Genomic DNA, 15,264 nt, shown 5'->3' with positions numbered 1-15,264 from the left:
TTACCATGATCGATGTGGCCTACAGTGCCGATATTAACATGCGGTTTTTTCCGCTCAAATTTTGCCTTTCCCATCTCTTCCCCCTGTTAACTTTTAAGAATTTCATCAGCTATGCTTGCCGGAACCTTATCATAATGATCAAACTGCATGGAATATGTAGCCCTTCCCTGAGTATTGGATCTCATGTCAGTGGCATATCCGAACATATTGCTCAAAGGTACATGAGCACGTACTATCTGTGTTCCCATGCGAGGTTCCAAACTGATTATCTTGCCTCTTCGACCATTAAGATCACCCATGACATCTCCGAGATATTCTTCCGGAGTTAGCACTTCAATGAACATAATTGGCTCCAGCAAAACAGGCGAAGCCTTTGCGCAGGCTTCTTTTAAAGCCATTGACCCGGCTATATAAAAGGCCTGTTCTGATGAGTCTACGTCATGATATGATCCATAAACCAGCTTGACCTTGATATCAACAACCGGATAACCGGCAACAACCCCGCTCTTGAGGGCGTCTTGTATGCCCTTGTCCACAGCAGGTATATATTCTTTTGGTATCACTCCACCAACAATGGAATTGGTAAACTCATATCCCACCCCTGGATCAGAAGGTTCTACCTCAATAACTACATGCCCATACTGGCCGCGACCTCCAGACTGCTTTACATACTTGGTTTCGTGCTTGATGGGTTTGGTTATGGTTTCGCGGTAGGCTACTCTTGGTTTTCCGACATTAGCATCAACTTTAAATTCCCGTGTCAACCGGTCAACAATAATTTCTAAGTGAAGTTCTCCCATGCCCGCAATCAATGTCTGCCCTGTCTCTTCATCACTTTTTACTCTGAAGGACGGATCTTCCTTGGCCAGTTTTTGCAGAGCATTACTCAAGGAATCACGATCGGTCTTGGTTTTGGGTTCAATAGCAATTTCAATGACTGGTTCCGGGAACTCCATAGACTCGAGAAGTAACGGCCTTTCAGGAGAACATAAGGTTTCACCAGTGCCTGTATATTTCAGGCCGACTGCTGCTACAATATCTCCAGCGTAAGCGGACTTGATCTCTTCACGTTTATTGGCATGCATTTTAAGAAGTCGACCAATACGTTCCTTTTTACCAGATGCTGCATTGATAACAGTCATGCCTGACTCTATATGTCCGGAATAGATGCGCAAAAATGTCAAATGTCCCACAAAGGGGTCAGAGGCCAGCTTAAATGCTAATGCACTTAAAGGCTCATCGTCAACGGGCTTGCAAGTAATTTCCCTGTCAGTGTCAGGCTCTTTGCCGATTATTGCTGGGACATCAACCGGGGATGGAAGCAGGGAAACTGTTGAGTCCAGCAGAGGCTGCACTCCTTTGTTTTTAAATGCTGACCCGCAAAGTACAGGGCATATGGTCAGCGAAATCGTGGCTTTGCGGATACCTTCTTCAAGTTCCTCAGGGTTAAGTTCTTCACCCGAGAGATACTTTTCTAACAGGGCCTCATCTTCTTCTGCAATGGACTCAACCAAGTGTTGTCTCCATTGTTCGAATTCATCAGCCATATCCTCCGGTATATCAGTCAGTTCGAACTCTTTTCCCAGGGACTGCTCGTTAAAAATCATGGCCTTTCCCAGGACGAGGTCCACAACTCCCCTGAAATTTTCTTCGGCCCCAATGGGAATCTGCAGTGGTACAGGTTTGGCTTTGAGTCTGTCCTTGATCATATCCACGACACGGAAAAAATCTGCGCCTGTACGATCCATTTTGTTGACAAAAGCTATGCGCGGAACATGATAACGATCAGCCTGACGCCATACTGTTTCTGATTGTGGCTCAACACCGCCGACAGCACAAAAAACTGCTACACATCCATCAAGCACCCGAAGAGAACGTTCAACCTCAACAGTAAAGTCAACGTGCCCCGGAGTATCAATTATGTTTATACGATGATCTTTCCAGAAGCAGGTTGTCGCAGCAGAGGTAATGGTTATGCCCCTTTCCTGCTCCTGCTCCATCCAGTCCATGGTAGCCTGGCCGTCATGCGTTTCTCCCAGCTTGTGCGAAATGCCGGTATAAAATAGTATTCTCTCAGTAGTTGTCGTCTTTCCGGCATCAATATGAGCCATAATCCCTATATTGCGCTGCCTGTTAATTGGTACCTGCCTGCCCACTTTAATCTCCCGAAAATTATCCTTTAGATTTTATCTGCGCCCCTTGGAGCACAAAATCACCCGTTCATGAACTGTACAGGAACGGGTGACTATATTCTGAGCCTGATCCTTTCTGAAGTTTTCAGAATAGTTCAGCACATTACCATCTGTAGTGCGCAAAAGCCTTGTTGGCTTCTGCCATGCGGTGGGTGTCCTCTTTCTTCTTGATAGCTCCGCCGCGGCCATTAAATGCATCAAGTAATTCAGCAGCAAGCTTTTTATCCATGCCCTGTTCTCCTCTGGATCTCGAGTACGTCACCAGCCATCGTATAGCCAGGGCTTCCTGTCTGTCCGGGCGTACTTCCATAGGCACCTGATAGGTGGCTCCGCCCACGCGGCGGGATTTAACTTCCATCTGGGGCTTGACATTCTCTATGACCTGATGAAAGGCTTTGATGGGATCTTCGCTGGTTTTCTCACCAAGCTGCTCAATAGCCTTATACAGAAGTTTTTCTGCGATACTTTTTTTTCCATCATACATAAGCCGGTTAACAAATTTGGTCAGAACCCGACTGCCGTAAGCTGGATCAGGCAGGACTGCTCTTTTGGGGATAGGACCCTTACGTGGCATTTTTTATCTCCCTTAGATAATTATTTTGGTCTCTTGGCGCCGTATTTGGATCTGCTCTTTCTACGATCCTGAACACCTGAGGTATCCAGTGTTCCCCTGATGATCCTGTAGCGCACACCAGGCAGATCCTTAACACGTCCACCCTGAATCATTACAACTGAGTGCTCTTGAAGGTTGTGACCTTCGCCTGGAATGTAGGACGTAACTTCAATGCCGTTGGTCAGTCTGACCCTGGCCACTTTCCTGAGAGCTGAGTTGGGCTTTTTGGGTGTAGTAGTGTAAACTCTGACACAAACTCCCCTTTTCTGGGGGCATTGCTGCAAAGCTGCTCTTTTTTTGCTTTTGGCAACCTGCTCTCTGGACTTCCTCACCAGTTGATTTATGGTTGGCATATATCCTCCAATAATAATTCTACTTGCTGAAACATGTAGCTGTTAGTTTAAGCCATGAACCTTGTCAAGCAAAATATCTCTTCCTGCCTTAAATTTCATGAATAAATTGATACCTGGTGCTAATCACCCTGCAAATATACTTCATCATCCAGTTCTTCGAGAAATCTGTCCGGATTTTCCGGCTGTTCGGGCACTGAAATGTCGCTGTTTACGTAAGGCCTGTAACCTGTGCCAGCAGGAATCAGCCTGCCGACAATGACATTTTCTTTTAAACCTCTTAACTGGTCTTCTTTGGCCATCAGAGCTGCTTCAGTAAGGACCTTGGTGGTTTCCTGAAACGACGCGGCTGAAATAAACGATTCAGTAGTCAGGGATGCCTGAGTTATTCCCAGAACAAGAGGTTCAGCCATGGCAGGATTTTCACCCCGCTTTATGCATTTTTCGTTCTCATACATAAAAGCAGTTTTTTCCACCTGCTGTCCGATTAAAAATCCTGTATCACCGGGATCAATAATCTGTACTTTTTTGAGCATCTGTCTGACAATGACTTCAATGTGCTTATCATTGATCTGTACTCCCTGAAACCTGTAAACCTCCTGAATTTCTTCTACAAGATAGTTGGCCAGGTGCTTTTCACCCTTAATTTTCAGAATGTCATGTAAATCAGGATTACCTTCAGTAATCAATTCACCAGCTTCCACAAAGTCTCCTTCCTGAACAGTGATATGCCTGCCTTTGGGAATGAGGTATTCTTTGATGTCTCCTGTTTCAGGACTTATGATTATTTTTCTTTTACCCTTTGATTCAGGGCCAAATGATACTATACCGTCAATTTCAGTGACAACAGCCTGGTCCTTGGGCTTTCTGACCTCAAAAAGTTCTGCAACTCTTGGCAGACCGCCCACAATATCCTTGGTTTTGGATGATTCCCTGGGTTTTCTTGCGATTACATCCCCGGCCTCAACCTCATCACCGTCCTGCAGCATAAGTATCGCACCTACCGGAAGCTGAAATACCGCCTCAGACTTTGTTCCCGGCCTTAGCTTGATCCTTCCCTTTACATCGCATATGGAAATACTGGGCCTGAAGTTGGTGGAACGATATTCCGTAATAACTCTGGTTGCCCGGGATGTAGTTTCGTCGACTTTTTCCTGAAATGTCCTGCCGTCTATGATGTCTGTAAACCTGATTATACCGCCAACGTCTGTTACAAAAGGCTCATTGAATGGATCCCACTCAGCAATCAGCTTGCCCTTTTCAATCTTTTCATCCACCTTGACGAAAAGTCTGGCCCCTGACGGCAGAAAATATTTTTCCCTTTCCCGTCCCTGATCATCAACAATCTTGACCTGACCGCTTTTGCCCATCACCATGGATTCACCCCTGGCATTTTCAACTGTTCTAACTCTGGCAAATACTATGTGACCGGCGTTCTGGGCTTTAATGTTTGAACGTTCAATCTCTTTGGAGGCAGTGCCGCCAATATGAAAAGTGCGCATGGTCAACTGCGTGCCGGGCTCTCCAATGGATTGGGCAGCAATGATTCCCACTGTTTCACCAACATTAACGAGATGCCCTCTCGCCAAATCTCTACCGTAGCACAAGGCGCAAATTCCCCGCTTGGTCTTACAGGTCAGAGTTGATCGAATATTCAGACTGTTAATGCCGTTCTCATCAATCCTGCGGGCAGCTTCTTCAATAATCATCTCATTGGATTTAACGATAGTATCTCCGGTCTCAGGATCCAGGACATCATACATGGCAATGCGCCCCAGAGATCTTGCACTTACTTTTTCCTGAATTTCTCCAGATCTCATGAGATGTCCAAGTTCAATACCGTCTACCGTACCGCAGTCATACTCTGAAACCACCACGTCTTGTACTACATCCACAAGTCGCCTGGTCAGATATCCCGAGTTGGCAGTTTTCAGAGCAGTATCAGCAAGTCCTTTACGGGCACCGTGAGTGGAAGTAAAATATTGCAGTACAGTCAATCCCTCGCGAAAGCATGCTGTAATAGGTGTTTCAATAATCGCCCCGGAAGGTTTGGCCATAAGTCCGCGCATGCCTGAGAGCTGTCGCATCTGATCCTTGTTACCCCTGGCACCGGAATTGGACATCATGTAAATTGGGTTTAAGCTGATATTTTCAACCTTTTCACCAGTCTCGGGGTTCGTCAATATGTCTTTGGAAATATCATTCATCATGTGAGTTGATATGTCATTGGTGGCTTTAGTCCAAACATCAACGATCTTATTATATTTTTCAGTTTCAGTAATAATTCCCTCGCGGTACTGGCTTTCTATTTCATTAACCTGATCTTGAGATGTATTGAGAATCTGCTCTTTGGTATGAGGAATTTTCAGGTCCTTGACACCAATGGTGATTCCGGCCTGTGTTGAATACTCATAACCAGTGTCTTTAAGCCTGTCGCATAAGATAACAGTAGCCTTGGTCCCGGCCCTGCGATAGGTTTCGCCAATAAGTTTTGCGATGGTTTTTTTGGTCAGCAGGCAGTTGGCCAGCTCAAAAGGAACTTTTTCCGGTAGTATTTCGCCTACCAGAATCCTTCCCGGGGTAGTATCAACCAGCTTGCCGTCAATACGCACCTTGATTTTGGCATGCATGGCCACGCAACCGGCATCATAAGCTGAAATAACTTCACCGGGATCTGAAAAAATCTTACCTTCACCTTTTTCAAAGGACCTTTCAACGGTTAGGTAGTAAAGCCCCAGAACAATATCCTGAGAAGGTAGAATTATTGGCTCGCCATTGGCTGGAGAGAGAATATTGTTGGTGGACATGATCAAAACCCGGCACTCAATCTGGGCCTCAATGGACAGTGGAAGATGCACAGCCATCTGATCGCCGTCAAAGTCAGCATTGAATGCTGAACATACCAGAGGATGCAGACGAATGGCTTTCCCTTCTACAAGCACCGGCTCAAAGGCCTGAATGCCCAGCCTGTGAAGTGTAGGAGCTCTGTTGAGCAGGATGGGGTATTCCGTTACCACCTCATCCAGGATATCCCAGACAACCACATCACCTCGCTCAACCATTTTCTTGGCGCTCTTTATGGTGCTGGCATGTCCTTTTTCCTCAAGCTTGGAATACAGAAATGGCTTAAAGAGCTCCAAAGCCATCTTTTTGGGCAGTCCGCACTGGTGCAGCCTGAGGTTAGGCCCGACAACAATCACCGATCTTCCTGAATAGTCCACTCGTTTACCGAGCAGGTTCTGTCTGAAGCGCCCCTGTTTTCCTTTGATCATGTCAGACAGGGACTTCAGAGGACGACCATTTGTTCCGGTAATGGCTCTGCCGCGTCGCCCATTATCAAGAAGAGCATCCACAGCTTCCTGCAGCATTCTTTTTTCATTTCGGATTATAATATCCGGGGCCCCAAGTTCCAACAGCCTTTTCAGACGATTATTTCTATTTATAACCCTGCGATACAAATCATTGAGATCGGAAGTGGCAAAACGGCCCCCATCAAGAGGAACCAAAGGACGAAGCTCTGGGGGAATAACCGGAATATTTTCCAGAACCATCCACTCACATTTATTTTCTGACTCTAAAAACGCTTCAACAATTTTCAAACGTTTGGCCAGTTTTTTCTTTTTGGTCTGAGAGCGAGTGGCCTGGGATTCTTCCCGAAGCTCGTTTTTTAAATTTTCCAGCTCAATTTCACTAAGCAGCTCACGGATAATTTCAGCTCCCATGCCCACTTTTATGGCATCCTCACCAAAATTATCAATAATCTGCAAATACTGTTCTTCGGATATGACCTGTTTTTTAGTCAGGGTGGTCTGTCCAGGGTCAATGACCATGTATGCATCAAAATAGAGTACTTTCTCCAGATCTGACATGGTCATGTCCAGAAGTGTGCCAATTTTGGAAGGCAGACTTTTGAGAAACCAGATATGAGACACCGGAGCAGCCAGCTCAATATGCCCCATGCGATCACGTCTTACCTTGGAGGCAATTACTTCAACACCGCACTTTTCACAGACTATTCCTCTGTGCTTCATGCGTTTATATTTGCCGCAATTGCATTCATAATCCTTGACTGGACCAAATATTTTGGCACAGAAAAGACCATCGCGCTCAGGCTTGAAGGTTCTGTAATTTATGGTTTCAGGCTTTTTCACTTCTCCGAAAGACCACTCTCGAATCTTTTCCGGCGAAGCAACTCGAATTTTAATACCTTTAAGTTCTTTACCTGATATTGTCGTGGTACTTGCTGACCTCTGGGAAAAAAGATCGTCTAAACTCATATCCCCATCCTCATATATATGTAAAAGTTTTTAACGTGATTTTCTTGGCAGTGCTCGGGATTTTCTTTTTTCATCCTGCATCAGTTCAACATCAAGCCCCAGGGCCATAAGCTCTTTAATGAGAACGTTGAAAGACTCAGGCATGGCTGATTCCAGAAAATTATTACCCTTGACTATCTTTTCATACATATTCACCCTGCCAGTCACATCATCAGACTTTACTGTAAGAAATTCCTGCAACAGGTAAGCAGCTCCATATGCCTCAATAGCCCAAACCTCCATCTCTCCAAGACGCTGACCGCCGAACTGAGCTTTTCCTCCAAGGGGTTGCTGAGTAACCAGCGAGTAAGGCCCAGTGGACCGGGCGTGAATCTTTTCATCTACGAGATGATGCAGCTTAAGCACATACATGTAACCCACAGTCACTCTGTTTTTAAATGGATCTCCGGTTCGTCCGTCGTAAAGAACGGACTTGCCGTCATCACTCAGGCCGGCCCTGTCCAACCATGACCATATTTCTTCTTCCTTGGCTCCATCAAATACCGGGGTCTTGGTGACAATTCCTGGTTCAAGTTCACGAACAGCAGCTATAAACTGTTCATCATCAAGACTGTTGGCAAGTTCGTCAATTTCAGGTGAATCAAATATGTCGCTGACTTCATTGCGCAGCATTTTTACATCCACTCCGGATTCCAGCATATCGGTCAGTTGCTTGCCCAGCTCTTTTGCAGCCCATCCGAGATGGGTTTCCATAATCTGTCCGATGTTCATGCGAGAAGGTACACCCAGAGGGTTCAGAACTACATCCACCGGAGTACCGTCGGCAAAAAACGGCATATCTTCTTCCGGCAGAATACAGGACACAACCCCTTTGTTCCCATGCCGTCCAGCCATCTTATCTCCCACGTTGAGCTTTCTCTTGACAGCAATAAACACCTTGACCATTTTGGTCACTCCAGGGGGGAGATCATCTCCTTCAACTGCCTTGTCACGCTTCTGGCTGTACATGTTCTGAATAAGCCGCAATTGATTTTCATAGAGTGTGGTAATTTCAACCAGTTCATCATTAGTTTCTTTAGATGCAAAGGCCCCGGATAATTTTTTGATTGGGATTCTGTCCAGGTCCTCCCGTTTCAGAGTCTGATTGGCCTCTGCCAGGACTTGCCCTTTTTTCTTACCCATGATGGATGAGCCGATTCTTTTTCCCTCGACAATATTCCAGATTTTATCTCTTATCTGAGCAGTAACCGAGGCAATATGAATTTCCTCTCTTCTAACCAGCTTCTCAAGTTCATAATCTTCAATTATCTTGGTCCGTTCATCCTTGTCACTTGAACGACGATTAAAAACCTTCACATTGATAACCGTACCTTCAATACCAGGCGGAACCTTAAGTGATGTATTTTTAACATCTCTGGCTTTATCCCCGAAAATGGCTCTCAAAAGTCTTTCTTCGGGAGTAAGCTGAGTTTCACCCTTGGGAGTTATTTTACCCACAAGAATGTCATCCTGCTTGACTTTGGCCCCAATCATGATGATGCCGCTATCATCAAGATTTTTAAGCATATCATCGCTGACATTGGGAATATCTCTTGTGACCTCCTCAGGGCCAAGCTTGGTATCCCTGGCAATGACATCAAACTCTTCAATGTGGACAGAAGTGAAAACATCATCTTTGACCATACGTTCAGAGATAAGAATGGAGTCTTCAAAGTTATATCCACACCAGGGCATAAAAGCTACAAGCAGGTTTTTGCCCAGCGCCAGTTCTCCGTCCAGAATACCCGGACCGTCTGCAAGGATATCACCCCTGCGCAGGGTCTGTCCGGGCAGCACCCTGGGTTTTTGACCAAAACAGCTGTTCTGATTTGATTTATGAAACTTTTGTAATTCATAACATATTGTATCGCCCCTGCCGGCAGCCATGTCTTGACTGTAACTGACTATAACTTTGTCAGCATCAACATACCTGACTATTCCATCCTGTTCAGCGGTAACACAACTGCCTGAGTCCCTGGCAACGATTCCTTCCATGCCGGTTCCTACGAGAGGTTGAGCTGCCTGCAGCAAAGGTACTGCCTGGCGCTGCATATTGGAGCCCATCAAGGCACGGTTAGCATCATCATGCTCGAGAAATGGAATCAGGGATGAAGAAATGGATACAATCTGGCTTGGAGAAATGTCCATCAGAGTCACTTCCTCCTTGGGCACCAGATTAAACTCGCCTTTCATTCTTGCAGACACAAGCTCTGTAGTAAAATTACCTTGATCATCGATAGGCGCGTTGGCCTGAGCTATGACCTCTCCTTGTTCTCTCGAAGCATCAAAATAAACCACCTCTTCAGTAACACGGTTATCCTTGACCAGTCTGTAGGGAGTTTCAATAAACCCGAAATCATTTACCTGGGCGTGGGTGGTAAGGGATACAATGAGTCCGATATTTGGACCTTCAGGGGTTTCAATGGGACATATGCGGCCATAATGGCTTGGATGTACATCACGAACCTCGAACCCTGCTCTTTCTCTTGTCAAACCTCCAGGCCCGAGAGCAGAAAGCCTGCGCTTGTGAGTAACTTCTGAAAGCGGGTTGGTCTGATCCATGAACTGAGATAATTGCGATGTTCCAAAAAATTCTTTGAGAACTGCTGTTACTGGTTTGGGATTAATCAGGTCATGGGGCATCAGTGTGGCAACTTCCTGCAGACTCATACGCTCCTTGACGGCCCTCTCCATTCGGACCAGACCGATGCGGTACTGGTTTTCCACCAGTTCACCAACAGGTCTGACTCTTCTGTTGCCAAGATGATCTATATCATCCGCGTGACCATGGGAATCTTTAAGCTTAATCAAGTGCTTGATAACCCTGAGAATATCTTCGTTGGAAAGAGTTCTGTAGTCCATGGGCAGATCAAGACCAAGTCTTGAATTGAGCTTATATCTGCCAACTGGTGAAAGGTCATAATAGTCAGGATTGCGAAACAGGTTGTCAAAAAAGCTTGAAGCAATTTCAGGGGTTGGGGGAGAGCTTGGTCTGAGTCTTTTGTAGATTTCCACCTGAGCCTCAAGCATATCTTTTGTTTTGTCCAGCTTAAGTGTATCGCGCAATGATGATGAAACATCCTGACCTGAGGTATATAAAATCTTAATTTCTTCTATGCCTGCACTATCTAAGGCTGTTAAGGCATCGGCATTCAGGCGGTCTCCCATTCCAACCAGTACTTCACCGGTTTCAGGATGGATAATATCGCTGGATACAAATTGACTGTTAAGCTGGGTAGGATCAATTTCAATATATTCGATATTGTCTTTGATAAGTTTGCGCCATGCCCGTTTGGTCATGGGACGCCCCTTTTTAACCATTACGTTGCCTTCATTGTCCAGCACATCTGTAAATACAGTTTCCTTTCTGTAATGGTCCTGAACTACTTTTCTATATGCTCTGCCATCCTTAAATTTTACAGTTTCCTGATCATAAAAATAGTCAAAAATTTCTTCACTGGTCATTCCCATGGCCTTCATGAGAATGGTTGCATACATTTTTCTGCGTCTGTCAATACGCACATAAAAAATATCTTTGTGATCAAACTCAAAATCTAACCACGAGCCACGCATTGGGATAATTCGAGAGCTGTAAAGTACCTTGCGGCTTGAATGGCTCTTACCTGAATCATGCTCAAAAATAATACCCGGAGATCGCTGCAGCTGATTGACTATGACCCTTTCAGTTCCATTAATGATGAAAGTACCTTTTCCAGTCATCAGAGGAATAGTACCGAAATAAATATCCTGTTCCTTGATGTCTCTTACAGTTCTGTTGCCAGACTCTTCATCCACATCAAAAACAATCAGGCGGACCTTTATACGAATGGGTGATTCGTATGTAAGCCCTTTTCCAAGACATTCTCCTACATCGTACTTTGGAGGAGCAACTTCATAGCTTACAAACTCCAGTGTAGCTGTTTTATTGAAGTCTTCAATAGGAAAAACTGACTTGAAAACACCCTCGAGTCCTTTATCCAAGCGTGATAAGGGATCGATTTCCTCCTGAAGAAGATCGTGGTACGAGTCCAGTTGCAGCCTCAGTAAATGCGGAACTCCTAAAGTATATTTAATCTGGCCGAATTTTTTATTTAATAGTGCCATGTTATCCTCGCGTTTGAGTAGATTTGCCGAAAATCCCTGGATGGCAGGAATCAGGTTTTGATCCTGAGAAAGAGTCGGGGTAGTGGTTTGTAGCCTGTTAAACCGGATCTAGTCCGGAGTCCGATTCGTGTTTTACCTGTAAGCCTGATAGCTATACAGTTTAATAAGGAAGGATACAGAGCATTGATATCTAAGTTGGTGCTGTATAGCTCTGAAAATACAAATAGTTTAGAGAGCACAAGTATCCATTGATACTTTGCGCTCTCTAAACTTTATATTAAAGTACGGTTTCAAACCGCAGAAATTATTTAACTTCGACAGTTGCGCCGGCTTCCTCAAGCTGTTTTTTGGCTTCCTCAGCATCGTCCTTAGCTACTGCTTCCTTAATGGTGGAAGGCAGTTCATCAACCTTTGCCTTAGCTTCTTTCAGTCCGAGGCTGGTCAGGGCTCTGACCGCTTTAATGACGGCAATCTTGTTTCCACCTACTTCCTTGAGCACCACGTTAAATTCTGTTTGCTCTTCTTCTTCTGCTCCTGCGTCACCGCCAGCTGCTGGTGCTGCTGCAACAGCTGCCACTGGTGCTGCTGCTGATACACCAAACTTATCTTCAAGTTCTTTGATGAACTCAGACAGCTCAAGAACTGTCATATTAGAAATAAAATCAATTACCTGTTCTTTTGAAATATCGGACATTGTATCCTCCTGAAAAATTATGCTTTGGCTCTAAGCGTTTTCTTTTTGTTCCTTGATTCCATTAAGGGCATTGAGCATACCCCTTATAACATTTGCGAAAAGACATACAAAATTCGTCGGCACAGCGTTCATAGTACCAAGTGTTTTGGCCAGAAGTTCATCACGGCCTGGAAGTTCTGACAATGCTTTTAAAGATGTGCCCTCAAGGTATTTACCGTCTAAGCTGGCAAATCTGGTCTGAAACTTCTTGCTTTTCTTTTCAAAGTCCACAAGTACTTTGGCCGCAACTACTGGATCATCGAAACCATATGCTATAGCACAGCAGTCTTTAAATTTATCCTTGATGGCTGAATGGCTTGATTCTTCAAAAGCAATTCTGGCCAGAGTATTTTTAACTACCTGATACTCAACGTTATGTTCTCGAAGATTGGAGCGCAACTGCGTCATTTCTTCCACCGACATTCCTTTGTAATCAGTAACTACTGCTATGCAGGAACGGTTGGCCTTTTCTCGTATGTTTTGTATGATTTTGGCCTTTTCATCTCTGTTCACCGGATCACCTCACTTTATCTCAAGTATTGAGCCAAAGCAGTCTCAACAGGAAATTAAGGATTTTTATCCTCCTGTTTTCTCTGACTCATATATTTTGAATGGATTTTTACTGGAATGACTATTCCATCAGGGATCTGAGACTGGTTGAGTCGATCCTGACTCCCGGCCCCATAGTAGTAGATACTGCTACACCTTTAAAATATGTTCCCTTGGCAGAAGAAGGCTTCATTTTCTGAAGTATGTTTACCAGTGCCTTGAGATTGTCAATAATTTTTTCTGGCCCAAATGAAACCTTGCCAAGTGGTGCATGAATGATTCCAGCCTTATCAACTTTAAAGTCAACCTTTCCGGCCTTTAATTCCTTGATGGCATTACCAAGGTCAAAAGTGACTGTACCTGTTTTGGCATTGGGCATTAAGCCCCTTGGTCCAAGTACCCTTCCTATTTTCCCTACATGAGCCATCATGTCAGGTGTAGCTACTGCTTTATCAAATTCAAGCCAGCCTTCCTTGATTCTTTCAACCAGATCTTCACCGCCTACTTCATCTGCACCAGCCTCTCTTGCTTCAGCTTCTTTTTCACCTTTGCAAAATGCTACTATGCGGACATCTTTTCCAAGGCCATGAGGCAGACTCACAGCTCCGCGAACCATCTGGTCGGCATACTTAGGGTTTACGCCAAGTCTGAATGCTACATCTACTGTTTCATCAAATTTGGCATAGGCTGTTTCAAGAGCAAGACGCACTCCGTCTTGTACCGGGAGTTTCTGACTGGTATCAACTTTTGTTTTGGATGTATTATATTTCTTACCATGTTTCGGCATTGGCGTTTTACCTCTTGGAACTATTTTTCTACCTCAATACCCATGCTTTTGGCAGTTCCTATTATTGTTTTTGTTGCTGCCTTAACATCTGCTGCGTTAAGGTCGGGCATTTTGAGCTTTGCAATTTCTTCAACCTGTGCTCTGGTAACTTTTCCCACCTTGTTCTTGTTGGGCTCACCTGATCCCTTGTCCAGCTTGGCAGCTTTAAGCAAAAGAACCGGCGCTGGAGGAGTTTTGGTGATAAAGCTAAAGGATCTATCCTGATACACGGTTATGACCACAGGTATAACCATGCCCTTGTTGTCTTGCGTTTTGGCATTAAAAGACTTGCAGAACTCCATTATGTTCACCCCGTGCTGCCCTAAGGCCGGACCCACCGGGGGGGATGGATTAGCAGCTCCTGCTGGAATCTGCAGCTTGATTTTCGCCATTTCTTTTTTGGCCATTTATACTACCTCTAAGAATATCAACTTTTTGAAACCTGAACAAAATCTAACTCAACCGGTGTCTGCCTGCCAAATATTGACACTGAAACCTTGAGTTTTCCTTTATCATAATTGACGTCTTCAACAATCCCGTTAAAATTGGCAAAAGGACCGTCAATAACTCTAATTTCATCACCTCTGGCAAAATGAAACTTGGGACGTGGCTGTTCTTTCCGTGACTCTACCGTGGTCAGAATCTTTTCAGCTTCTTTATCAGTAAGTGGAGTCGGCTTGTTTTTGTTGCCGATAAAACCGGTAACTTTTGGTATGGAATGAATTAAATGCCAGGAATCGTTATTCAGAAGCATTTTAATCAGAACATAGCCAGGAAAAAACTTTCGAGTGGAGGTCTTTTTTTGCCCTTTGACAAGTTCAACAACCTTTTCAGTGGGCACTACGATTTCTTCAAAAAAACCCTTGTCCTGGCCTGTCCTCATCATTTCCCTGACGGTTTTTTCCACACGCTGCTCATAGCCTGAATAGGTATGGACAATATACCATCTCGGTTTTGGTGCTGTCTCTTCCATAATTCCTTCTAAGGCAGTATAAGCCTTACCAGCCTGGACAATCCAAAATCAATTACGCCGAGATATACGGAAATTATAATTACCAGCACTACTACTGCGAGACCAGTAGTTAATGTTTCCTTGCGAGTTGGCCAGGTGACTTTTTTTAGTTCGCCTTTAACTTCTTCAAGGTATTCTCTGGCTTGCTGAACTTTTGCCCTTGTACCGGGTTTTGGTTCACTGACTTCAGTTTTTTTCTTTTTTGACATTTAGTCCTGCTCATTTATATGGCAGGCCAGGAGGGACTCGAACCCCCAGCCCTCGGATTTGGAGTCCGATGCTCTACCATTTCGAGCTACTGGCCTGCATGAAACGCTACTTGGATTCCTTGTGCGGCAAATGCTTACCGCAGAAAGGACAAAACTTTTTCAACTCCAGCTTGGAAGTCGTATTTTTTTTGTTTTTGCATGTAGCGTAATTTCTTCGCTTGCACTCAACGCACGAGAGAAGGATGTTGATTCTCATAATTCTACCTACTCCGTAATTTCAGACACAACGCCTGCGCCCACTGTTCTGCCGCCTTCACGAATTGCAAAGCGCAGTCCTGGTTCCATGGCTATTGGCGCTAT

13 protein-coding genes and 1 tRNA gene are annotated in these 15,264 nt (G+C 44.7%); all 14 read right to left on the bottom strand.

All coding sequences use genetic code 11. The annotated features are described in order from the left end of the window. Positions 1-86: 86 nt before the first annotated feature. Entirely contained in the window at positions 87-2,156 is a 2,070-nt protein-coding gene (gene fusA, locus LZ23_RS09635) for an elongation factor G (RefSeq protein ID WP_045213697.1), read from the bottom strand. Positions 2,157-2,295: 139 nt separating this feature from the next. After that, on the bottom strand, positions 2,296-2,766 hold the full coding sequence (gene rpsG / locus LZ23_RS09630) for a 30S ribosomal protein S7 (protein WP_045213695.1): 471 nt from the start codon (positions 2,764-2,766) through the stop codon (positions 2,296-2,298). 20 nt (positions 2,767-2,786) lie between these two features. Beyond that, complete coding sequence (gene rpsL / locus LZ23_RS09625) at positions 2,787-3,158, bottom strand: 30S ribosomal protein S12 (RefSeq protein WP_045213694.1); 372 nt, start codon at positions 3,156-3,158, stop codon at positions 2,787-2,789. Positions 3,159-3,277: 119 nt separating this feature from the next. After that, positions 3,278-7,432 carry a DNA-directed RNA polymerase subunit beta' gene (gene rpoC / locus LZ23_RS09620; protein WP_045213692.1) on the bottom strand — a complete coding sequence of 1,385 codons (4,155 nt, stop codon included), beginning with the start codon at positions 7,430-7,432 and terminating at the stop codon, positions 3,278-3,280. 30 nt (positions 7,433-7,462) lie between these two features. Further along, positions 7,463-11,575, bottom strand: coding sequence for a DNA-directed RNA polymerase subunit beta (gene rpoB / locus LZ23_RS09615; RefSeq protein ID WP_045213690.1), 4,113 nt, complete (start codon positions 11,573-11,575; stop codon positions 7,463-7,465). Positions 11,576-11,879: 304 nt separating this feature from the next. Next, entirely contained in the window at positions 11,880-12,269 is a 390-nt protein-coding gene (gene rplL, locus LZ23_RS09610) for a 50S ribosomal protein L7/L12 (protein ID WP_045213689.1), read from the bottom strand. Between the two features lie 30 nt (positions 12,270-12,299). Next, on the bottom strand, positions 12,300-12,821 hold the full coding sequence (gene rplJ / locus LZ23_RS09605; RefSeq protein WP_045213687.1) for a 50S ribosomal protein L10: 522 nt from the start codon (positions 12,819-12,821) through the stop codon (positions 12,300-12,302). Positions 12,822-12,939: 118 nt separating this feature from the next. Beyond that, complete coding sequence (gene rplA, locus LZ23_RS09600) at positions 12,940-13,644, bottom strand: 50S ribosomal protein L1 (RefSeq protein ID WP_045213686.1); 705 nt, start codon at positions 13,642-13,644, stop codon at positions 12,940-12,942. Positions 13,645-13,664: 20 nt separating this feature from the next. Continuing rightward, a complete protein-coding gene (gene rplK / locus LZ23_RS09595) occupies positions 13,665-14,090 on the bottom strand; it encodes a 50S ribosomal protein L11 (RefSeq protein ID WP_045213684.1) in 426 nt (141 codons plus the stop codon). A 20-nt stretch (positions 14,091-14,110) separates the two neighbouring features. Beyond that, positions 14,111-14,656 (bottom strand): transcription termination/antitermination protein NusG, encoded by a 546-nt coding sequence (nusG, locus tag LZ23_RS09590; RefSeq protein WP_045213682.1) that lies wholly within the window; start codon positions 14,654-14,656, stop codon positions 14,111-14,113. An 8-nt stretch (positions 14,657-14,664) separates the two neighbouring features. Continuing rightward, complete coding sequence (secE, locus tag LZ23_RS09585) at positions 14,665-14,904, bottom strand: preprotein translocase subunit SecE (protein WP_045213680.1); 240 nt, start codon at positions 14,902-14,904, stop codon at positions 14,665-14,667. A 19-nt stretch (positions 14,905-14,923) separates the two neighbouring features. Further along, positions 14,924-15,000, bottom strand: a tRNA-Trp gene (locus tag LZ23_RS09580). A gap of 10 nt (positions 15,001-15,010) precedes the next feature. After that, positions 15,011-15,160 (bottom strand): 50S ribosomal protein L33, encoded by a 150-nt coding sequence (gene rpmG, locus LZ23_RS23435; RefSeq protein ID WP_084590987.1) that lies wholly within the window; start codon positions 15,158-15,160, stop codon positions 15,011-15,013. Between the two features lie 8 nt (positions 15,161-15,168). After that, positions 15,169-15,264 (bottom strand): EF-Tu C-terminal domain-related protein (locus LZ23_RS23430; RefSeq protein WP_492207393.1); only part of this gene is annotated, 96 nt, incomplete at its 5' end.

The sequence above is a fragment of the Desulfonatronovibrio magnus genome, from assembly GCF_000934755.1.
GTDB classification, from domain to species: domain Bacteria; phylum Desulfobacterota; class Desulfovibrionia; order Desulfovibrionales; family Desulfonatronovibrionaceae; genus Desulfonatronovibrio; species Desulfonatronovibrio magnus.
Note: the sequence above shows the minus strand (reverse complement) of the source record. Positions and strands in the feature narration are given on the sequence as shown.

Bases quoted from the DNA above. Each gene is read 5' to 3' on its own strand.
- rpoC (WP_045213692.1), bottom strand. From the start codon at position 7,432: ATGAGTTTAGACGATCTTTTTTCCCAGAGGTCAGCAAGTACCACGACA.
- rplA (WP_045213686.1), bottom strand. From the start codon at position 13,644: ATGCCGAAACATGGTAAGAAATATAATACATCCAAAACAAAAGTTGAT.
- secE (WP_045213680.1), bottom strand. From the start codon at position 14,904: ATGTCAAAAAAGAAAAAAACTGAAGTCAGTGAACCAAAACCCGGTACA.
- rpsG (WP_045213695.1), bottom strand. From the start codon at position 2,766: ATGCCACGTAAGGGTCCTATCCCCAAAAGAGCAGTCCTGCCTGATCCA.
- nusG (WP_045213682.1), bottom strand. From the start codon at position 14,656: ATGGAAGAGACAGCACCAAAACCGAGATGGTATATTGTCCATACCTAT.
- rpmG (WP_084590987.1), bottom strand. From the start codon at position 15,160: ATGAGAATCAACATCCTTCTCTCGTGCGTTGAGTGCAAGCGAAGAAAT.
- rpoB (WP_045213690.1), bottom strand. From the start codon at position 11,575: ATGGCACTATTAAATAAAAAATTCGGCCAGATTAAATATACTTTAGGA.
- rplK (WP_045213684.1), bottom strand. From the start codon at position 14,090: ATGGCCAAAAAAGAAATGGCGAAAATCAAGCTGCAGATTCCAGCAGGA.
- rpsL (WP_045213694.1), bottom strand. From the start codon at position 3,158: ATGCCAACCATAAATCAACTGGTGAGGAAGTCCAGAGAGCAGGTTGCC.
- rplL (WP_045213689.1), bottom strand. From the start codon at position 12,269: ATGTCCGATATTTCAAAAGAACAGGTAATTGATTTTATTTCTAATATG.